The organism is Janthinobacterium sp. TPC_1 (assembly GCF_056037845.1).
This window is the reverse complement of the sequence record NZ_CP195157.1, coordinates 852,457-873,244: the sequence shown is the minus strand read 5'-3', so window position 1 is coordinate 873,244 and position 20,788 is coordinate 852,457. Positions and strand designations below refer to the sequence as shown.

The window sequence follows — 20,788 nt, the reverse complement described above, 5'->3', positions numbered from 1 at the left end:
GCCGCTACTATAGCAAGTTCGCCGCCTGGTTCCGGGTAAATCTGGCCATCAGGCGGCGCCGCCGGCGCAGTGCGCGCGGGTCGTTCAGCACGATGGGCGAGGCGCCCGTCAAGCCCGAATAGTACTGGCCGTGCCGGAGCAGGACGGTGGCGTAGTCGCGCAGCGCGTGGCCGTGCGCCAGCATGCGCGCGTCGCAATCGACCTCGATGGCAAAGCGCAGCCGGTGCAGCTGCCACCACAGGGGCAGGTTCCACGGCATGATCAGGATCAAGGCGTAGGCCAGGGCCAGCAGCTGCGGGTCGCGCGCGGCCAGCCGGCATTGCTCGTGCGCCAGCAGCAGCGCCTGTTGCTGGGGAGGAATCAGTTGCAGCCAGACGGGCATCACGATGCGGGGGCGCAGCAAGCCTGCCACGCAGGGGCCGATGCCGCCGCTCAAGTACACGGGCGTGCCCAGCAGCGATGTTTTTTGCCAGCGCCGCTGGTGCGACAGCAGCCAGACGCTGCGCAGCGCCAGCAGCGTCAGCATGCCTGCAGACACCATAAACCAGCCCAGTTTCAGCTGCGCCTGCTCCGCCGGCATGGCCTTCAGCACGCCGGGCAGCCACGCCAGGGGCACGATGGCGGACGCGGCGATGGCCGCCAGCCACAGCCAGCGTGTCGCGCGCCCGCGCCGCTGCAGCATAGGCTCGGCGCGCCAGGCGCCGGCCGCCAGCAGCAGCGCCAGCGCCATGCTGCACAGCAGCCAGGCAGGCATCGGGCGCCTAGCGCTTCAGCGCCATGCCGACGGAGGCGGGCGCCGTATGCTGGAAACCGAACTGCGCGTACAGGTCTTGCGCCTGGCCATCGGCGATCAGGCTGACGTAGGCGCTGTCCGGCACGTCGCTGTCGATGAACTGGCGGATTTCGCGCATGATCAGCTTGCCCAGGCCCTTGCCCTGGTGAGCCGGCAGCACGGCGATATCGACCACCTGGTAAAAACAGCCGCCATCGCCGATGACCCTGCCCATGCCGACCACCGTGTCGCCGAGCAGCACTTGCACGGCGAACAGGGAATTCGGCAAGCCCTTGGCCGCCGCCTCCGTGCTTTTCGCGCTCAGCCCGGCGGCAACGCGCAGCTGCTGGTAGGTGGCGATGGCGGGGATGGCCAGGCGGGTGGTGTAGGACGATGCTGCGGACAAGGCGTTCTCCTGTGCAATATGGATGGAATGGCCATTATAGGCGGCCAGCGCGGTTGGGGGCGGCACGCTTTATTCGCCGCGCCCTATGTCGTGCGCGGCGCTTTTGCGCTATCGTGGCGCCATCCCTAGAATTGTTGAAAGCATGCCATGTCCGCAGGATTTACCGCCACCGAATTGTCCGTCATCCATGAAGACGACGCCCTGATCACCACCCTGGCCGCGCCAGCCGGCAAAGGCGAGCCCGTCTACCTGATGCTGCAGCGCGCCGACGAATACGACGAGCAGGACGTGGCCACGGGCATGGACGAGCCGTATATCGAATACTGCGGCCAGGAATTTGCGTGGTATGGCCACATGCACGCCGTGATCCTGCATCCGAACCGCCTGTCCGTGCAGATGGATGCCGAGGCCGCCATGCAGATGGATGACGACGGCCAGATCGACGTGCGTTTCAACCTGACGCCCGAGCGCTACGCCCAGCTGCAGCAGGCGCTGCGCACCACGTTCGAGGGCTGCGATTACTACCGCGAGGAGCGTTGATCTGCGCGCACGACGCCGGCCATGGCGTCGGCCATGCCCGGTAGCGGGCATTGACTGGAGGAGTGGACGATGACGGTGCTGATACCCGGTTTGCTGCTGTGCCTCGGCGTGCACTCGGTGCGCATCGTCGCCGGCGGCTGGCGTGGCTTTCTCGCCGTGTTTCCTGGTCAGTTACACCACGGCGGCGCTGAACGACTCGGGCCGCCGCGCTAGCAGATGGGACAGTCGTTGCAGACCCGCCTGCAGGCGGCCACGGTCCTTGATGCTGCCCAGGGAAATCCGAATGGCATTCACGGATGCGCCGCCGGTGGCGAATGCCTCCGCCGGCGTGACGGCGATGCCGGAGCTGGCGGCGGCATGCGCCAGCTGCGAGGAGTTCCAGTACGCCGGCAACTCGATCCATACATGCAGGCCGTCTTCCGCGCCGCTGTAGCGCCCCGCCAGGATATCGCGCGCCATCCGGTGGCGCAGGCGCGCCTCCTTGCGTACGCCTTCCATCAAGCCGTCAGCCGAACCGTCGAGTATCCACTGCGTGGCCAGTGCGGCCGTCAGAGGCGCGACCATCAGCGCAAAGGATCGTAGCGCGACCAGGAAGCGTTCGCGCTCGAACGGGTCGCGTAGCAGCACGAAGGCGACACGCAAGCCGGGCGTCAGGCATTTCGACAGGGTGGAGATGTAGACCACCTGTTCCGGGGCAAACGTGGCAATCGGCGGCGGTGGGGCCTCGGCAAGGAGCCAGTAGGGATCGTCCTCGACGATGCGTACATTGCAGCGCTGCGCGACGCTGGCGAGCTCCTTGCGCCGGTGTTCCGGCATGGTGATGGCGGTCGGGTTGTGCAAGGTCGGATTGAGGTAGACCAGCCCGGGCTTGTGCCGGCGGCACGCTTCCTCCAGCATCTGGGGCAGCATCCCGTGCTTGTCCGCTTCGACGGCAATGAGGTGCCGGCCGAATTGGGTCGCTGCGGTACGCAAGCCGGGATAACTGATTGGCTCGGTCAGGATGACCTCGCCAGGCTCCGTCAGCGCAAGGATCAATGCGGCGATCGCCGCTTGCGCACCCGGACACACGACAACCTGCCGAGCATCCAGATCTCCGAACATCGGTGCCAGCCACGTGGCGCCAGCCTTGCGGTCGGAGTCGCTTCCCCCGCCCAGGTGATAAGTCATCAGCAATTCATTGTCTGACCTCATCAATACTTGCGACAAACCTTGTTTCAACATGTCGTCGAAGTCCACGCCATCCGGCGGTGGCGGGGTATTCATGCTCAGGTCGAGGATGGCGGTCAATTCGACTTTCGGCGCCGCGGCATAAGTGCCGCGGGCGCCGCGGCCCTCGAGCAAGTTGCGGCGTCTGGCTTCGTCGTAGGCGCGCGTGATCGTCGTCAGGTCGACGTCCAGCTGTGCCGCCAGCTGGCGCTGCGTAGGCAGGCGGTCGCCCGGCTTCACCGATCCGACTGCCAGCGCCGCTTGCAAGGCATCCGCAATCTGCAAAAAACGTGGCCCTTTGTTCCCGGCCAGGCGGGGCATCCAGATAGTCAAATGTTCATCTTGTATGGTTTTTAACTGGGACATTTTGTCTCAATGTATGGAAATTGTTTTCAGGTAGTATGCATCAGAACGTACAGCAGCACCATCCTTGCATGGCAGTTGCTGACGTTTTCTCCTCTCTCCTTTGCATTCGGCAAATCAATGGGCAAGATGCCATGGTTATTTCATAGCTGGATATAATGAAAGACTCAAACCGGGAATGCCGGGGGGATGGTTTGAGCAGCAGCTGCTGAAGCGGCGTGTTGAGGCAGTGCTCCCCGCGATAGATAGTGTCAAGTAATAGACTGGAAATACGCAAAATGATCGATTGGACTCCTATAGTCTTCGTTACCTTCAAGGCTTTCGTGCTCTGCACGGGCATGTTCTTCGCATCAAGTGGCATTACGATCAAGGGAAGAAGGACAAGGATAAGGCGAAGCAGAACCGCGCGGTGCTGCGCGCAAGCGGCAAGGTGGTCGCAGTCTTCATGCTATTGCTGCTGGCCTTGGGGATCGTCACCTTCTTCGTCGTCAGGATGGCCGGTCTGGAAATGACCTTCCTTTGATGGCATGCCGATGCGGCCAGGGCCGCATCGGCATGCCATCAGGCATTGCCTTGATGTGCTTCATGGCCCTTGCTCAGGGCATGGGCAAATTGCCGCTGGCTTTGAGTTGAGCGGGCGTTTCTTTGCGCGCGGAGACTTGATCACGCCAGCGTTCGAACGCGAGTACGGCAATTTCCGCGCACCAGTCCCCTGAGCGTTTCATGGCGTAACGCCCATCCGTTCTTATCGGGTTTAATCGGGAGTGATCGGCTTGATCAGGCAAGAAAAAAGCCACTAAATCCTTGATTTTATTGGATTTAATGGCTTGATCGGTACTTCTTTGATATGTTCTGTGGTGCCGGGAGCCGGAATCGAACCGGCACGCTGTTTCCAGCGCGGGATTTTGAGTCCCGTGCGTCTACCTATTCCGCCATCCCGGCAACGCGAGACGCATTATCACTGATTTGTCACAATCTGGCAAGTTTTATGCTTGGCGTGCGTTTTGCCCAAGCCTGGCGAATCTGTGACGATGCCGATTCCAGCGCAAGAAGCGGAGTGCCGCGCCCGGCTTGCCGGCCTATCTTTTCCCTTTCAACCACTTGAAGGGGAAGCAAATGTTGCAACTGGAAAATAAGGTCGTCATCATCACGGGCGCCAGCTCGGGCATCGGCCACGCGGCGGCGCGCCTGTTCGCGGGCGAGGGCGCGCGGCTGGTACTGGTGGCGCGGCGGCGGAAGGAACTTGAGGCGCTGGTGGCGCAGCTGGCGGACGGCGGCGCGCAGGCCGTGGCCTGCGTGGGCGATGTGGCCGACGCCGCGTGCGCGCAAGGGGCCGTGGCGCTGGCGCTGGCGCTGCAACGCTTTGGCGGCCTCGATATCGCTTTTAACAATGCGGGCAGCCTGGGGCCCATGGGGCCCACGCCGGAGCTGGCGCTGGAAGACTGGCAAGCGGCGATCGACACCAATCTCACCAGTGCCTTCCTGGCGGCCAAATACCAGCTGCCCGCCATGGCGGCGCGCGGCGGCGGCTCGCTGATCTTCACCTCCACGTTTGTCGGCCATACGCTGGGCATGGCCGGCATGGCCGCGTATGCGGCCAGCAAGGCGGGCGTGATCGGCTTGACGAAGGCCCTGGCGGCCGAGTATGGCGCGGCCGGCGTGCGTGTAAACGCCCTGTTGCCGGGCGGCACGGATACGCCCATGGGGCGCGCGGTGGCCGCCACGCCCGAAGCGCTGGCCTTCGTGGCGGGCTTGCATGCGTTAAAACGCCTGGCTACGCCGGACGAGATCGCCCGCTCGGCGCTGTACCTGGCGTCCGATGCATCGAGCTTTACCACCGGCACGGCGCTGCTGGCCGATGGCGGCGTGTCCGTCGTGCGCGCATAAGGCATGCGCAGAAACGCCGACGGCCCGGGGATGAGCCGGGCCGTCGGTGTCTTGCAGCTTACCTTACGCTACATCAAGCTCAGTTGTGAACCGAGTTCAGCTGGCGCGCGATGATGTCGTGGTTGAGCCAGACGACGGGCGCTGGCGGTTCCGACATGGTGTGGAACATCAGCGGACCCGTGCCTTCCAGCACCAGCGAGCTCAGGTGGTCGGTGATCAGTTCCTTGCGGTCCTTGTGCAGCTTGGTGATGTCGTCCGAGGTGCCGATCATGACGTCGGCCAGCTCTGGCGTGTTGTCCATCGGCCAGGCGGCGAAGTTGCGGAACTGCACGCTGGTGGCGTCGCCGTTGTAGGCGGCGATACGGTCGAGCAAGTCTTGCAGCGACACGCCGTCTTCCAGCAAGCCCTGGCAGATTTTCCACTGCTCTTCGGCCCAGGCGCCGCCGCCTTCTTTTTTCAGCGCGTCGAGCAGGGGGAACAGCGACAGTTCCACGCCGACGAAAATGTCGGACGAATTCGTGCGGATTTCCGGGCAATTGAAGACGGTCGCCTTGATGCCTTTTTCCCACGCGGCCTTGGCCACGTTTTCCAGGCGCATCTTGGCCAGGCCTTGCGTGTAGTTGCTGTAGGTTTGCCACTGGTACTTACCGTCGATCAAGATCTCGGTGCCGTGGTAGCCGTAGGCGCTGTAGCGCACCTGGCCGCCCGTTTGCTCGATGCGGGCGCGGATGGCGGCGCTGCCGTCGATCAGGTGTTGCAGGGTGTTGGCCGTGACTTCGTCGAAGTTCATCAGGATCAATTTACCCAGGTCGCTGTCGAGCAGGGCGCGCGAAGACATGAAGCGCTCGCCGCGGCCTTTGTAGATGCGGTTGGCGATGGCCAGGAAGACCTTGACCTTCGGAATGCCGCCAGCCATGGTGTGGGCGAAATACACATTGCTGCCGTCAGGAATCAGGCTGTCCAGCTCGGCCATGGCTTTTGCCACGGAAGCGCTGAAGCGGGCGATGCCGGCTTCGCGGCAGCGTTCGATCTGCGCCCAGTCCAGCTTGTCTTCCTGCCAGCTTTTCAGGGTCATGTCGGCCAGCAGGGCCGTCGGCGTCGGTTCGCCGGCCGGCGCGTCGAGGTCGAAACCGGCCATCAGCGGCACATTGATGATGCGCCCGCCCAGGTTGGCTTCGGCTTCGGCCAGCTCTTCCGCGTTCAGCGGACGCAGCGCCATGTTTTCATCGCGGCGGCCGACCGTCATGCCGACGATATTCATGCCCGCCTTGCGCGCTTCGTCCAGCAAGCCATTCACATAGCCGCGGCCGAACAGCTCGCCGAACAGCACAAAGGTGTCGCCCTTGCGGAAGATATTTTTTTGCGGGATGTCTCTCAGGGACGTGATCTCGGTCATGGTGTCAATTCATTCAAAAATTAGCAGGGCAGACGGCTAAACGCGCTGCCTGCAGGTTCAACATAGTTGTAAATTATGCGCCATTTCAGCCGTAAAAATCTTCTTGCGAACGATTCTCGTCTGGAATGGCATCTTCTTCTGCGGTGGAGCTCTTATTCTTTCGCCATGGCGTATTTTACGCTGCCGCGGCGCACAGCGCCCGCGGACTGGCCCGGCAGGCGCCGATATTACCCCAGCTTGGCCATGCTGGTCAGAAAAATTGACCTAAAACAAATCCTGCTGCCCCGAGACCAGGCGCGAAAAATCGTCGCCCAGGAAGGGCAGTATCGCGTCGGCCACGGGCTGCAACTGGCGCGTCAGGTAATGCTGGTAGTCGATGGGCGAGCGCTGCGTTTCCAGCGGTTCCGGCCCCGCCACCGTGATGACATAGCTGATCCAGCCGCCGTTCTGGTATTGCAGCGGCCGTCCCTGCGCCAGGTTGTAGGCGTCGGCCGTGCGCGCCGCGCGCACGTGGGGCGGCACGTTGCGCTGGTAATCGTCGAGCGGGCGGCGCAATCGCTTGCGGTAGACCAATAAAGCGTCGCATTCGCCGCGCACCGTGCGCGCCACGTAGTCGCGCACGTAGTCCTGGTAGGCGGCGCGCTGGAAGATGCGCCGGTACAGCTCTTGCTGGAATTGCTGCGCCAGCGGCGTCCAGTCGCTGCGCACGGTTTCCAGGCCCTTGTAGACCATCTCCTCGCTGCCGTCGGGCTTGCCGACGAGGCCCGCGTAGCGCTTCTTGCTGCCTTCTTCCGAGCCGCGGATGGTGGGCATCAGGAAACGCCGGTAATGCGTCTCGAATTCCAGCTCCAGCGCATTGTCCAGACCGAATTCCTCGCGCAGATGTGCATCCCACCAGGCGTTCACGTGCGCCACCAGGGCGCGGCCGATCTTGCCCGCTTCTTCGTCGCTATGCGCCGTTTTCAGCCAGACAAACGTGGAATCCGTGTCGCCATAGATCACCTGGTAACCCTGTGCGGTGATCAGCTCGCGCGTGCGGTGCATGATGTCGTGGCCGCGCAAGGTGATCGACGAAGCCAGGCGCGGATCGAAAAAGCGGCAGCCGCTGGAGCCCAGCACGCCGTAAAACGCGTTCATGATGATTTTTAACGCTTGCGACAGCGGTGCGTTGCGTTCGCGCTTGGCCGCCTCGCGGCCCTGCCACACCTGTTCCACGATGGCCGGCAGGCAATGTTTTACACGGGAAAACTGCGCGCCCCGGTAGCCGGGCACGGTGTCGGCTTCGTCGCCGCTGGTGCCCACCACCAGGCCCACGGGGTCGATCAGGAAAGTGCGGATGATGGATGGGTACAGGCTTTTATAGTCGAGCACGAGCACGGAATCGTACAGGCCCGACTGCGAATCCATGACGAAGCCGCCGGGGCTGTTGTCGCCGGAGACGTCGCCCAGGTTGGGCGCCACATAGCCCTGCCGGTGCATCAGCGGCAAATACAAATGTTCGAAGGCGGCCACGGAGCCGCCGCTGCGGTCGGCCGCCAGGCCCGTCACGCTGGCCCGTTCCAGCAAGAAGGTCAGCAGCTCGGTCTTGGCGAAGATGCGCGTGACCAGCTCGCAATCCTTGAGGTTGTAGCGGGCCAGCGCAGGTTTATCCTCGCGGAAACGCCGGTCGATCTCGGCCATGCGCTGGTAGGGGTTGTCGATGGACTTGCCTTCGCCCAGCAGGGTCTGCGCCACGTTTTCCAGGCTGAACGACGAAAAATTCCACGTCGCCGAGCGCAAGGCTTCGATGCCGTCGATGATCAGGCGTCCGGCGGCGGCGGCAAAGTAATGCTCCTGCTTGCCGCCATGCTCGCGCCATTCCATCACGGCGCCGCCGCGGCCCAGCCGCAAGGGCACTTGATAACGCTCAGCATGTTCCTTGAGCACGCGCAAGTCGAACTGCACCAGGTTCCAGCCGATGATGGCGTCCGGATCGTGCGTTTCCATCCACGTGTTCAGGCGTTCGAGGATCTGCGCGCGCGTGTCGCAGTATGCGAGGTCGAAGTCGAGTAGCTCGTCGCCGCCGTTTGGCGGCCCCAGCATGTAGACCTGGCGCTGGCCGCAGCCTTCCAGGGCCAGCGAATACAGCTCGCCATGCGCCGTCGTCTCGATATCGAGCGATGCCAGTTTTAATGTGGGGCGGTAGCCTGGGGCCGGTTTCAACTGCACTTCCTGCAGTGTTTCTCCGCTGAATGTCACCGGCGCCGTAATAAAGCGCTCCATCAGGTAGCGCTCGGGCGGGCGGATGTCCGCTTCGTACACGTCGACGCCGTGTGCGCGCAGCTGCTTTTCCAGTTTCAGCAAATGCCGGTATTGCTTGCAGTACAGCCCCAGCACGGGACGGTGGTGAAAATCGCACAGCGACAGGGGCCGCAGCTCGGCATGGCGCTCGCCGCGCAGCAGCTGTTGCGCCTGTTCCTGCTGCTCCATGGGGATAAAGGCGACGGCCGTCTGCACGGGCAGGCGCACATGGCGGGGCCCGGCATCCGTTGCCAGCCAGAAATCGACCTCCGTGCCATCGCGCGTGTCGCGCCAGTGGCGGGTCAAGATAAAGCCCTGTTCGGGCGGGTGCTGCGCGTTGCCTGTCATGGTGCGTGAGTGTCTGGTGTGCTGGCCTGCACATTACAGCAAGCTGATGCAGGGCGGGGGCGGTTGCGGCTATAATTTTCTGCATCGAAGACGATAACAAGAGCGCAGCGCGCCACCCACCCCGGAGACAGCATGCAAGTAATGAGTTATGTACACGGCGCCCACGAGACGCCGTTGATCGGCGAAACGATAGGCGCCTACCTGGACGGTATCGCCGCCCGCTATGGCCAGCACGACGCCCTGATCGTGGCGCACCAGAACGTGCGCTGGACGTATCTGGAATTCCAGCAGCGCGTACACCGCCTGGCCGCCGGCCTGTTGAAACTGGGCTTGCAGCCGGGCGACCGGGTCGGCATCTGGTCGCAGAATTGCGCGGAATGGGTGCTGACGCAGTTTGCCACGGCGAAAGCCGGTTTGATCATGGTCAACATCAACCCCGCCTACCGGCCTCGGAACTCGAATACGTGCTCGACAAGGTGCAATGCAGCGCGCTGATCCTGTCGCCCAGCTTCAAGTCCAGCGATTACCTGGCCATCGTGCAGGACGTGGTGCCGGAAATCGCCCGTTCGCGCGCCGGCGCCCTGCAATCGCCGCGCCTGCCGCAATTGCGCCACGTCATCCGCCTGGGCGCGGCCGCCACGCCGGGCATGCACAGCTTCGACGCCCTGATGGATGGCATCACGGATGCCGACCTGGCGCGCCTGGAAGAAGTGAGCGCTACCTTGCAGTTTGACGATGCCGTCAACATTCAGTTCACTTCCGGCACCACGGGTGCGCCGAAAGGCGCCACTTTGACGCATCACAATATCCTGAATAACGGCTTTTTCATCGGCGAAGCCATGCGCCTGACCGAACAGGACCGCTTGTGCATCCCCGTGCCCCTGTACCACTGTTTCGGCATGGTGCTGGGCAACCTGGCCTGCGTCACGCACGGCGCGGCCATGGTGTTTCCCGGCGAAGGGTTTGATCCGAAAGCCGTGCTGGAAACGGTGCAGGCCGAGCGCTGCACGGGGCTGCATGGCGTGCCGACCATGTTCATCGCCATCCTCGACCATCCTGATTTCAAGCAATACGATCTGTCGAATTTGCGCACCGGCATCATGGCCGGCTCGCCCTGCCCGATGGAAGTCATGACGCGGGTCATCGAATTGATGCACATGGCGGAAATCACGATTGCGTATGGCATGACGGAAACGTCACCCGTCAGCTTCCAGACGTCGATCGAAGACCCGCGCGAGATGCGCGTGTCGTCCATCGGCCGCGTCCACCCGCACCTGGAAGTCAAGATTGTCGATGCGGAAGGCCGCATCGTGCCGCGCGGCGAGAAGGGCGAATTGCTCACGCGCGGCTATTCCGTGATGCAGGGCTACTGGGGCGACCCGGAAAAAACAGCCGAAGCCATCGACGCGGCGCGCTGGATGCACACGGGCGACCTGGCCGTGATCGACGACAACGGTTTTTGCAGTATTGTGGGCCGCTCGAAGGATATGGTGATACGCGGCGGCGAAAACATCTACCCGCGCGAAGTTGAGGAATTCCTGTACCGCCACCCGAGCGTGCTCGACGTGCAATGCGTGGGCGTGCCCGATGCCAAGTATGGCGAAGAATTGTGCGCCTGCATCATCTTGCGCCCGGGCACGCAGGCCACCAGCGAGGATATCCGCGCCTTTTGCGACGGGCAGATCGCCTATTACAAGATTCCCCGCTATGTGCGTTTCGTCGAGGAATTCCCCATGACGGTGACGGGCAAGATCCAGAAATACCTGTTGCGCCAGCAGGTGGCGACGGATCTGGGGCTGAGCGGGGACTAAGTCTTTCGCCCGCGCATAAAAAAACACCGGGACGCTCGCGCGGCCCGGTGTTTTTTATTGATCCTGCGTAAAGCTTAAGCCAGTTGCGCTTGCGGTGCGCGCGCTGGCGTGCGGCGGCGCACGAAGGCCAGCAAGCCCAGGCCGGCCAGCAGCATGGCGTAGGTGCCTGGTTCCGGCACGGCCGACACGTTCACCGTATTGAAGCCGGCGCCGTTCATCGAGACGTGGCCATAATTGATCGAGCTGACCGAATTGGCGACCAGGGTGCCGTTCATGCTGCCCGAACCGGAAAACGCGCTGTTCGGCGCCAGGATGCTGCCGTTGATGCCGACGTTGTTCAGGTTGGTGGTGGTGGCATTGGCGAAGTTGAGCAGCGTGCGGTCGGCGAAGCTGCCGAAATTGTCGAAACCGCCGCTCATGGTGATGTTGGTGGCCGTGCCGTTGATGATGATGCTGGCCGTGCTTTTCAGCGACGACACGTCCAGGGTCAGGTTATGCAGGTCGTTTGCAGCGATGGTGAAGACATTCACGTCGGCGTTGACGTCGCCCACCAGCTTGAAGCCGCCCGATTGCGAAATCACGGTGCCGTTCGATTGCAGCTTGGCAACGTCGCCCGACAGGGTCGTCAGCTGTTGCTGGGCGGCCGCAAAGTCCAGGGTGGAGGCATTGCCCTTGCTGATGTTGCTGGTTGGGAACCATTGTGGGGCTGTCAAGGTGGCGTTGGGGTTGCTGACGCCATACACGGAGGAACCGACGATGGTGCCCCAGCCCGTGTTCAGGTTACCGCCAGCAACGATGGCGTTGGTCGCGCTGCCTGGTTTTTTATTCGTGCCAACGTTGTAGTTGTCCAGGTAGATATTGCCGCCAGCGGCCAGGCTGCCGCTGACGCTGGTGAAGCCGCTGGCCGAGCCGCTGCCGATGTTGCCGAAGATGAAGGCCGAGTAGCCGTTGGCGACGCCGAGGTCAATCACGGTCGCCTGGGCCGAGGCGCTGAAGGAGAAAGCGAACAGGGCGGCGCTGATGAGCGGCAAGGTGCGTGTAGCAAATAATTTCATGGACAATCTCATGGTGAATGGGGGGACGAATCGGGCGGGAAAGCAAGACACCGCCATCGCGCAAGCCATCATTATAATCTAAAAAACAATTCTAGTTCAATTTAGGTAATTAAGTATATTTAAAAGCAACACTTTTGCTGTTTGCAAAGCTTGCTTTACGGGCAAGAAAAAACCGGGCTAGCCCGGTTCTTTTCATGTGCTACCTGACGCGCTGGTACAGGCGGAAACGTTCCACGTCATCCGTGGGGCGGCGCCCTTCCCACAGCTTGATCCAGTCCGCGCCATGGTGCTCGGGCAGTTTCTCCTTGCTGTCGGGAACCTTGATGCTGTCTTGCAACAGGAACACATCGCACTGCTGTTGCCCCACGCTGGCAAACGGCAGGTGGCCGAAGTAGGCGAACGAGGCGCGCTGTGCGGCGCCGACGTTGCTGTTGATGCAACTGCTGCCTGGCGGCAGGTGAATGGAAATCTGGTGCGCCACGCTGGCGTAGCTCTTGCTGTAGTTCAGCGGCGGCAGGAACAGGGTCATGATCAGCACCCAGATCAGGATCAGGCCGCCGGACGACAGCACCACGGCGCGCCACAGCACGGCAGGCTGGCGCGAGATGCGCCAGTGCACCAGCGTTACCCAGCCGGCGCTGGCGCAGGCGGCCACGAAAAAGGCCAGCAAGTCCAGTTCAGGCTTGAAGCCCGGCATGAGTTTCAGGGCATTGTGCGACAGTTTCGGCGGCCAGCCCGTCAGGATGGCGAACCAGAACAGCCACAGCGCGAGGGCGCAGATGGTCAGCACCATCACGGAGAACCAGTCGATGGCGTTGATGGCGCCCCGTTTCATGGTCAGCAAGCCAAACGCGGCCATGACGGCCAGCGGCGGCAGCAGGGGCAGCAGCTGGCTCGGGTCGGGATCGGGATGGCACAGGCCCAGGATGGCCAGCATGGCGACAAAGGTCAGCGGCACGACGATATGCAGCACGTGGTGCTGGCGGCGCCAGGCATACACGGCCCAGGCGGCGAACGGCCAGGCAGGCCAGAAGAACCAGATGCCGACACGCAAGAAATATTGCACGCTTTTCAGGCTGGGCGCGCTGAACTGGCGGCAATTCCATTCCATCCAGGCTTGCAGCGGCGAATGGCCGTACGGCTGCAGCCATTCGCCCGGCAGCAGCCAGACGAGGGTCAGCGCGACGCCGATCAGGATGGCCAGCGCCAGGTGGCGTATGCTGCGCAGCAAGGGCAGGCGCAGGAAGACGGTGCACAGCAGCAAGGCGATGCTCAGCGCCGCCGGCGTGATCCAGCCGCGCGCCAGGGTCAGGCCGCCCATCGCCAGGCCCAGCAGGGCCGCATTGCGCACGGACGGGCCTTCCATGTAGCGCACGGCGCGGTACAGCAAATAAGCCATCAGGGAGACGTACAGCGCTTCGGCCGTGATGTCGTGGCTGTGCTGCAGCAGGCCCAGGCAGCCCAGGTAGATGAGCACGGCGGCATCGGCCAGGGTGCGGCCGAAATCGTCCGGCTCCGGCTGGCCGCCGAAGGCCAGGCGCAGCGGCTGGGCGTCGTTGCGGCGGCCCAGATTGAAGGCCGTGTACCAGACGGACAGGGTGCTGACGACGAAGATGCCGATGGTCGACATGCGCGCGCCGAAGACGTCGCCGTCGATCCAGCCGAACAGTTTGATGAAGATGGCGCCCAGCCAGAAGGCCAGCGGGCCTTCATCGGGCAGCGACAGGCCGGCCACGTTGGGCCACAGCCAGTCGTTCAGGCCGCCATGTGCCATGGTCCACATGATGCCGAAACTGGCGGCGTCATCGTTCTTCCACGGTTCGCGGCCGATCAGGCCAGGCAGGATGTACAGCAGGCCGAGCGCAAACAAGGCCCATCGTGGCAGCGCGAGTGTGGCAGCGGCGGGAAGGCGGACTGGCTTCATCGATAATCGGTATCAGAATAGTGGCAAGACGCGACGAATGGCGTCGGGTATGCGCGAGTATAAAGTAAAGCGGCCAAAGACAAAAAAGGCAGCCGTGGCTGCCTTTTTCTCTGGTAGCCGAAGCTGCCCTTTTTTGCCGCAAAGCGGCAAAAATCAGCTGCTGCGACTGCGGTTTTCGAACCAACCGAACCGAACTTCTGACGGAACTTCTCGACGCGACCGGCGGTATCGACGATTTTGTGCTTGCCCGTGAAGAATGGGTGCGATTCAGCCGAAACCTCGATCTTCACCAGTGGGTATTCTTTACCGTCGTGGGTGATTTTTTCGCGGGTTTGGATGGTCGAGCGGGTAACGAATTTGAAATCGCACGACAGATCGTGGAAAACAACTTCGCGGTATTCTGGATGGGTATCGACTTTCATGGTCTTCTCTCTAGTTTGGTAGCCAAACAGCACTTCGTCGGTCGTCCTGCTTCTTGACCCGATTGCCGATCACTTGCCAGGGTTTAAAATAATGCAACCGTCGATTATATAGCGCTTTCCCGCAGCAGGCAATAAAAAAGCCGCTCAATGAGCGGCTTGTATCGATAACCCAAGGCGGAAACTGGGGTCGGACCCTCAGGGTCCGACCCCGGCGGTTCACGGGTTCACAGCAAATTAACCGCCCCGGCGCATCATGTCGAAGAACTCTGCGTTGTTCTTCGTGGCTTTCATCTTGTCGAGAATGAACTCCATCGCCTCGATCTCGTCCATCGAGTACAGCAACTTGCGCAAGATCCAGATTTTTTGCAGCTCGTTCGGCTTGATCAGCAGTTCTTCGCGGCGGGTGCCCGATTTGTTCAGGTTGATTGCCGGATAGACACGTTTTTCGGCCAAACGGCGTTCCAGGTGCACTTCCATGTTGCCGGTGCCCTTGAATTCTTCAAAGATCACGTCATCCATGCGCGAACCCGTTTCGATCAGCGCCGTGGCGATGATGGTCAGCGAGCCGCCTTCTTCGATATTGCGCGCGGCGCCGAAGAAGCGTTTTGGACGTTGCAGCGCGTTCGCGTCGACACCGCCGGTCAGGACCTTGCCCGAGGCAGGGATGACGGTGTTGTAGGCGCGCGCCAGGCGGGTGATCGAGTCGAGCAGGATGACCACGTCTTTTTTCATTTCGACCAGGCGCTTGGCTTTTTCCAGCACCATCTCGGCCACTTGCACGTGGCGCGTGGCCGGCTCGTCGAAGGTCGAGGCGACGACTTCGCCGCGCACGGAGCGTTGCATTTCGGTAACTTCTTCCGGACGTTCGTCGATCAGCAGCACGATCAGGGTGATGTCCGGGTGATTCGCCGTGATCGCATGCGCGATGTGCTGCAGGATCACGGATTTGCCGGATTTCGGCGATGCCACCAGCAGGCCGCGCTGGCCCTTGCCGATCGGGGCGATCAGGTCGATGATGCGGCCGGTGATGTTTTCCTGGCCATTCATTTCACGTTCCAGGCGCAGCGGCTCGTTCGGGTGCAGCGGCGTCAGGTTTTCAAACAGGATGCGGTGCTTCGAGGCTTCCGGCGATTCGCCGTTGACCTTGTCTACTTTGACCAGTGCGAAATAGCGTTCGCCATCTTTCGGGGTCCGTACCTCGCCTTCGATCGAATCGCCGGTGTGCAGATTGAAGCGGCGGATTTGCGAAGGGGAGATGTAAATGTCGTCGGTGGACGCCATGTAGCTGGCGTCGGGCGAGCGCAGGAAGCCGAAGCCGTCAGGCAGCACTTCCAGGGCGCCGTCGCCAAAAATCTGTTCGCCGGACTTGGCGCGTTTCTTCAGGATAGCGAACATCAGCTCCTGTTTGCGCAAGCGGGCTGCGTTGTCAATGTCAAGACCGATCGCCATCTCAAGCAGGGCGGATACGTGTAAGGCCTTTAGTTCGGATAAATGCATATGTGTTGAGTGTCCCGAGACGGGATGTAAAGGTAGGGGAGGGGACTGCGTGGCGTTGATTAATTATTGGGGAAGGCTGTGCACGAATGATGGCAAAGTGCTTCCCGGTCTATCCAGTCAGGCGGCGCTGCGGGCGCAGCGCTGCCTATCATACATTAAATGTTGCTGTCGACGAAAGCGGTCAACTGGCCCTTGGCCATGGCGCCCACTTTTTGAGCTGCTGCAACACCATCCTTGAACAGGATCAGGGTCGGGATGCCGCGGATGCCGAACTTGGCAGGCACTGCCTGGTTGGCGTCCACGTCCATCTTGGCGATCACGATGCGGCCGGCGTATTCCTTGGCCACTTCTTCCAGGATCGGGGCGATGGCCTTGCAGGGACCGCACCACTCGGCCCAGAAGTCCACCAGGACGGGCAAGTCGGATTTCAGGACGTCTGCTTCAAAAGATGCATCGCTAATGTGTTTGATATTTTCGCTCATATTTTCCTCAAATGAGGGTGGGATCAATAATGCCTGGAATTCACCATACGCTGGTTCGCCATCCATGCTTCCTGGAGTACAGCTAGCAGATGGGGGCAATGGGCACGACTTCAATGTTCTTGGAAGGTGCGACCAGAGGTATGCAGGCGGGGATGGCTGAAATAATAACCCATTTTTTCAAAGCGTGGCGATTATTGCAGAAAAACTTGAGGCATATCGTCCCCGCACGTGCCGGCAGGGCGGCAAAGCCGCATGCCTGCTGGCCTGCAGCGCCATGCCCGCCCTCCGCGATCAGGCTTGTACGCTGGCCTGACGCGCCGTGTGCTGCAGTTGCAAGTTCACCATCAGCTGCAATTCCGCGCTTTCCATCGGCTTGCGGAAGGTGCCTAATATATGCAGGCCATTGGCCACGGCCAGGCGTTCGGCTGCCAGGCGCACGGCCGAATGCAGGCCCGACAGCAGGACCACGCCGCCGCGGAAGCCATTGTCCGCCGCCATGCGCAAAAATTCGATGCCGTCGATGTCGGGCATGGACAGGTCGCAGATCAGCAGGTCGGGCTGGTGCTGCTTCAGGGTGGCCAGCGCCTGTTCGCTGTGCGACTCGCAGCGGATGTCGAAGGGGCCCATTTGCTCGAGCATGTCGCTGAGCACGTCGAGCATGAAGACGTCATCGTCCAGCAGCAGCACGCGCAATGGCGCCAGGCCTGCTTCGTTGTGTTCCCGGCTTGCTTGGTTTGATACAGTGTTCATCGTCCTGTCTTTCTATTGATATGCTGCATCGCTGTCGATGCCGATACCTTGCCTTAACGGAATTTGGCGGTAGCTAATCGTCATTGGCAAAGCTGGTGTTATTCATGATTTGTTCGGTAATCTGTTCCAGCAGGGGCCACAGGCGCGCCACGATGCGCCGGGCCCGTTCCGCCTCGTCGGCCGGTTCGCCCGGCGCCAGGGTTTCCAGGTTGTGGCACAGCTCGGCCAGTCCCAGGGCGCCCACGGTGCGCGCCGACGACTTGATGCGGTGCCCCAGTTCCCGCACCTGGTGCACGTCGCCGCGCGCCAGGGCCGCATCGATGTCGCCAAAGCCATCCTGCGTGGTCTGCAGGAACTTGAAGGCGAATTTGCGCACCTTTTCCGGGTTGTAACCCAGCAACTTTGCCAGGATGGACAGGTCGATCACCTGAGGATCGCCCGCCAGCGTGGTCTTGAAGGCGGGCGCGGCGCGGCTGCGCGCCGGCGGTGGCGGCGTGTCGCGCGCGCGGCAGCCAGCTGGCGATGGTCTGGTACATCATGGCCGGCTGGATGGGCTTGGAAATGAAATCGTCCATGCCCGCGTCCAGGCAGCGCACGCGGTCTTCGCTGGTGGCCGTGGCCGTCATGGCCAGCACGCGCAGGTGCGCCAGCTGCGGGTCGGCGCGGATGTGGCGCGTCGCCTGCAAGCCGTCCATCAGCGGCATCTGCACGTCCATCAGCACGCAGTCGAACTGCGTCTGGCGCAGCAAATCGAGTGCCTCTTCGCCATTGTTGGCCAGGCAGACGGAGGCGCCCGCCTCCTCCAGCAGCTCCAGCGCCACCTGCTGATTAAAAGTGTTGTCTTCCACCAGCAAGATGCGCGCATGCTTGAGCGTGCGCATCACCAGGGCCGCGTCGGCGCTGGCGCGCATGGCGGCCGCCGTCTGCACCATGCTGTCGAGCATGGCGGGCGCCGCCTGGTCGGAAATGCCCAGGTTGGCCGTGAACCAGAAGGTGCTGCCGGCGCCGGGACGGCTGTCGACGCCCACGTCGCCGCCCATCAGCTGCGCCAGCTGCTTGCAGATGGCCAGGCCCAGGCCCGTGCCGCCGTACTCGCGCGTGGTGGAGGTGTCGGCCTGCTGGAAGGACTGGAAGAGTTTGCTCATTTCATCCTGCGACAGGCCGATGCCGTGGTCGCATACTTCAAAGCGCACCAGGCAGTGCCTGGCGTCCGCCACCACCTTGCGCACTTTCACGGTAATACTGCCCTGTTCGCTGAACTTGATGGCATTATTGGCGTAGTTGATCAGCACTTGCCCCAGGCGCAACGGGTCGCCCACCAGCACGGCGGGCAACTGCGGGTCGATTTCGAACAGCAATTCCAGGTTCTTGCCGGCGGCGCGCGGCGCCACCACCGTCATCAGGGTTTGCACCACGTGGTCGAAACTGAAGTTGACGCGCTCGATTTCCAGCTTGCCCGCCTCGATTTTCGAGATGTCGAGGATGTCGTCGATGATGCCCAGCAAATGTTCGCCGGCGAAGCGGATTTTTTCCAGGTAATCGCGCTGGCGCGGTTCCAGGTCCGTCTTGAGGGCCAGGTAGGCCATGCCGATCACGCCATTCATGGGCGTGCGGATTTCATGGCTCATGTTGGCCAGGAATTGTCCCTTCGCCAGGCTCGCCTCTTCGGCCACCTGCTTGGCCTGGTCCAGCTGCTCCGTGCGCTGTGCCACGCGCTCTTCCAGATGTTCATTGAGCTCGCGCAAGGCGCTCTCGCTGCGCTTGTGATACGTGATGTCCGTCAGGCTGGCCACCACCATGCCCACCTTGCCGTATTCATCGCGGATGGCCTCGGTATTCACGGACAGCCACGACAGGCTGCCGTCGGGTTGCTGCACGCCCATCAGCACGTCGCGCATGGCCTCGCCCGTCGACAGGGTGATGTGCACGGGATGGCTGCGCTGGTCGAAGGCGGAACCGTCTTCGCGGATGGCTTGCCACAGGCTGTTGCCGGCAGGACTGGCCGCCAGCATGCGCTCGGCGGCGGCATTGCTTTCCAGGATGTGGCCGTGGCTGTCCTGCACCACCAGGCCGTTGGTCACGGCGCCGAAGACGGAGGCCATGCGCTGGCTCGAGTTCGACAGGGCGATCGACGCCTGGCGCCGTTCCGTGATGTCGGTAATCATCGCCAGCGTGCCGCCCGGCTCGCCGTTGTCCGACTGGATGCTGGTGCTCGACAGCAAGCCCCACAGGCTGGACTGGTCCTTGCGGAAGAAGCGGAAATCGACCTGGTCCGGCTGGCTGGCGGCATTGCCGTGGCTGGCCAGGCGGCGCTGCATCAGCAGCTGGCTGTCGCGGTCCATGAAGTCGAGCAGGGGGCGGCCCAGCATTTCCTGCACCGTGTAGCCCAGCATGTGCGCCATCTTCGGGTTGACGAAGGTGGTCTTGCCGTTCGCATCCGTCATCCAGATGCCTTCGGCGGCCGTCTGCACGATCAGGCGGTAGCGTTCCGAACTGGCGTGCAGCGCTTCCTCGGCGCGTTGCCGCTGCGTCATGTCGCGCAGCGAGACGATGGAAAACACTTGCCCGGCCATGCGCAGCGGCGACAGGCTGACCTTGGCCGGGAAATGCGTGCCGTCGCGGCGGCGCGCCATCATCACCCGGCCTGGCAGGCTGTGCCGCCCTTGCGGGTCGCCCACGGAGTGGCTGGCCGTGCTTTCCGGTACCAATTGTTCCAGCGACATACCCGTCAATTCGGCCAGCGGATAGCCGAAGCAGCGCGCGCCGATCTGGTTGGCGTAATGCACCTTGCCCTCGACGTCGGCCACCAGCATGGCTTCGGGCGCCGCTTCCAGCATCGAGCGCATGCGCGATTCCTCGTCCTGCTTGCGCTCGCTGATATCGCAGACGATGCCGCTGGCCTGCGTGGCGGCGCCATCCGAGGCACGCGCCAGCACGGCGCCGCGCGCCAGCAGCCAGCGCCAGTGGCCGTCGCTGTGGCGCAAACGGAATTCGCAATTGAAGGTGCCGGGCGCTTGCCCATCCAGATGCTGGCGAAAGGCCAGGCTCAGCCGTGCGCGGTCGTCGCGGTGGACTTCGGCCAGCCAGTCGGCCAGTGCATGCTCGAGCCTGGCATTCTTGTCGCCCAGCACGTCCTGGTACTGGGGCGCGAATTGCAGCCGGTCGGACTGGCGCCGCCAGGTCCAGCCAGCCATGATGGCGCCGCGCAAGGCTTGCATGGCATCGTGTTCGGCCAGGGCATGGGCGGGCAGGGGCTGGCGCTGCAACTGCCGGCGCAGGCGCCAGGCTTGCCAGCAAGCCAGTCCCGCCAGGGCGGTGGCGCTGGCGGCTGCATACGGCCACAGCAGTGCCGGCGCCATGCCGGGTGCCGCCGCCTGCACCGGCAGCGAGAATGCCATGCCCGCCGCCAGCATCGTACGCGCGAGCCGGTGCAGCGCAGGGCGCCGTGGGCGTGGTGCGCCGAAACTCGTGTGGCTGCAATACGACAAATGCATCCCTTTCTGGGGCGTGATTGGACGGGGCTGGCAGTGCATGATGCGCGTTCAAATAAACGCCTGCGGCGCTTTCTGGCGGCAACTATAGCATCGAATATTTAGTCGGAGTAGTTAAGTTCTGAAACAGCCAAAACGGGATTTTTTTTGCCCCGGAA

Annotated in this window: 14 protein-coding genes, 1 tRNA gene and 4 pseudogenes; 5 read left to right on the top strand and 14 right to left on the bottom strand. The window is 62.6% G+C overall.

What is annotated here, in order from left to right:
- Window positions 1–7 precede the first annotated feature (7 nt).
- Together ACQVLG_RS04260 and ACQVLG_RS04255 are read right to left on the bottom strand one after the other, a co-directional pair.
- Window positions 8–754 carry a M56 family metallopeptidase gene (locus ACQVLG_RS04260; RefSeq protein WP_474292989.1) on the bottom strand — a complete coding sequence of 249 codons (747 nt, stop codon included), beginning with the start codon at window positions 752–754 and terminating at the stop codon, window positions 8–10.
- 7 nt (window positions 755–761) lie between these two features.
- Window positions 762–1,178, bottom strand: a complete 417-nt coding sequence (locus ACQVLG_RS04255; RefSeq protein ID WP_474292987.1) for a GNAT family N-acetyltransferase — start codon at window positions 1,176–1,178, stop codon at window positions 762–764.
- Window positions 1,179–1,325: 147 nt separating this feature from the next.
- On the opposite strand from ACQVLG_RS04255, the gene ACQVLG_RS04250 reads away from it, so the two are divergent.
- On the top strand, window positions 1,326–1,718 hold the full coding sequence (locus ACQVLG_RS04250; RefSeq protein ID WP_474292985.1) for an Imm10 family immunity protein: 393 nt from the start codon (window positions 1,326–1,328) through the stop codon (window positions 1,716–1,718).
- A gap of 171 nt (window positions 1,719–1,889) precedes the next feature.
- Here the strand turns inward: ACQVLG_RS04250 and ACQVLG_RS04245 are convergent, their stop codons facing one another.
- Window positions 1,890–3,290, bottom strand: a complete 1,401-nt coding sequence (locus ACQVLG_RS04245; RefSeq protein WP_230539029.1) for an aminotransferase-like domain-containing protein — start codon at window positions 3,288–3,290, stop codon at window positions 1,890–1,892.
- A 275-nt stretch (window positions 3,291–3,565) separates the two neighbouring features.
- Between ACQVLG_RS04245 and ACQVLG_RS04240 the strand changes: the two are divergent.
- Window positions 3,566–3,810 (top strand): annotated as a pseudogene (locus ACQVLG_RS04240) (hypothetical protein).
- Between the two features lie 332 nt (window positions 3,811–4,142).
- On the opposite strand, the gene ACQVLG_RS04235 reads toward ACQVLG_RS04240, so the two are convergent.
- Window positions 4,143–4,229, bottom strand: a tRNA-Leu gene (locus ACQVLG_RS04235).
- 174 nt (window positions 4,230–4,403) lie between these two features.
- Between ACQVLG_RS04235 and ACQVLG_RS04230 the strand changes: the two genes are divergently transcribed.
- On the top strand, window positions 4,404–5,174 hold the full coding sequence (locus ACQVLG_RS04230) for an SDR family oxidoreductase (protein WP_474292983.1): 771 nt from the start codon (window positions 4,404–4,406) through the stop codon (window positions 5,172–5,174).
- Window positions 5,175–5,253: 79 nt separating this feature from the next.
- Here the strand turns inward: ACQVLG_RS04230 and ACQVLG_RS04225 are convergent, their stop codons facing one another.
- Entirely contained in the window at window positions 5,254–6,570 is a 1,317-nt protein-coding gene (locus ACQVLG_RS04225) for an enoyl ACP reductase FabMG family protein (protein WP_436541339.1), read from the bottom strand.
- Between the two features lie 264 nt (window positions 6,571–6,834).
- Complete coding sequence (locus ACQVLG_RS04220) at window positions 6,835–9,198, bottom strand: DNA polymerase II (protein ID WP_474292980.1); 2,364 nt, start codon at window positions 9,196–9,198, stop codon at window positions 6,835–6,837.
- Window positions 9,199–9,330: 132 nt separating this feature from the next.
- Between ACQVLG_RS04220 and ACQVLG_RS04215 the strand changes: the two are divergent.
- Both ACQVLG_RS04215 and ACQVLG_RS04210 read left to right on the top strand, forming a co-directional pair.
- Window positions 9,331–10,511, top strand: a pseudogene (locus ACQVLG_RS04215) (AMP-binding protein); the annotation flags it as partial.
- 45 nt (window positions 10,512–10,556) lie between these two features.
- On the top strand, window positions 10,557–11,009 hold the full coding sequence (locus ACQVLG_RS04210; protein ID WP_474295538.1) for an AMP-binding enzyme: 453 nt from the start codon (window positions 10,557–10,559) through the stop codon (window positions 11,007–11,009).
- A 74-nt stretch (window positions 11,010–11,083) separates the two neighbouring features.
- Here ACQVLG_RS04210 and ACQVLG_RS04205 read toward each other — a convergent pair whose 3' ends face one another.
- The 8 genes and pseudogenes from ACQVLG_RS04205 to ACQVLG_RS04170 all read right to left on the bottom strand — a co-directional run.
- Window positions 11,084–12,064 carry a choice-of-anchor A family protein gene (locus ACQVLG_RS04205; RefSeq protein WP_230539023.1) on the bottom strand — a complete coding sequence of 327 codons (981 nt, stop codon included), beginning with the start codon at window positions 12,062–12,064 and terminating at the stop codon, window positions 11,084–11,086.
- Window positions 12,065–12,263: 199 nt separating this feature from the next.
- On the bottom strand, window positions 12,264–13,988 hold the full coding sequence (locus ACQVLG_RS04200; RefSeq protein WP_230539022.1) for an ArnT family glycosyltransferase: 1,725 nt from the start codon (window positions 13,986–13,988) through the stop codon (window positions 12,264–12,266).
- Window positions 13,989–14,146: 158 nt separating this feature from the next.
- Window positions 14,147–14,410 (bottom strand): annotated as a pseudogene (locus ACQVLG_RS04195) (type B 50S ribosomal protein L31); the annotation flags it as partial.
- A 234-nt stretch (window positions 14,411–14,644) separates the two neighbouring features.
- Window positions 14,645–15,907 (bottom strand): transcription termination factor Rho, encoded by a 1,263-nt coding sequence (gene rho / locus ACQVLG_RS04190; protein ID WP_010401543.1) that lies wholly within the window; start codon window positions 15,905–15,907, stop codon window positions 14,645–14,647.
- A gap of 155 nt (window positions 15,908–16,062) precedes the next feature.
- Window positions 16,063–16,389, bottom strand: coding sequence for a thioredoxin TrxA (trxA, locus tag ACQVLG_RS04185; RefSeq protein ID WP_071075390.1), 327 nt, complete (start codon window positions 16,387–16,389; stop codon window positions 16,063–16,065).
- Between the two features lie 291 nt (window positions 16,390–16,680).
- The gene (locus ACQVLG_RS04180) at window positions 16,681–17,139 is read right to left on the bottom strand and encodes a response regulator (RefSeq protein WP_230539021.1); all 459 of its coding nucleotides are present in this window, start codon (window positions 17,137–17,139) and stop codon (window positions 16,681–16,683) included.
- Window positions 17,140–17,212: 73 nt separating this feature from the next.
- Window positions 17,213–17,434: an Hpt domain-containing protein gene (locus ACQVLG_RS04175; RefSeq protein WP_474292976.1), complete on the bottom strand. Its 222-nt coding sequence runs from the start codon at window positions 17,432–17,434 to the stop codon at window positions 17,213–17,215.
- 286 nt (window positions 17,435–17,720) lie between these two features.
- A pseudogene (locus ACQVLG_RS04170) lies at window positions 17,721–20,333 on the bottom strand (PAS domain S-box protein); the annotation flags it as partial.
- Window positions 20,334–20,788 lie beyond the last annotated feature (455 nt).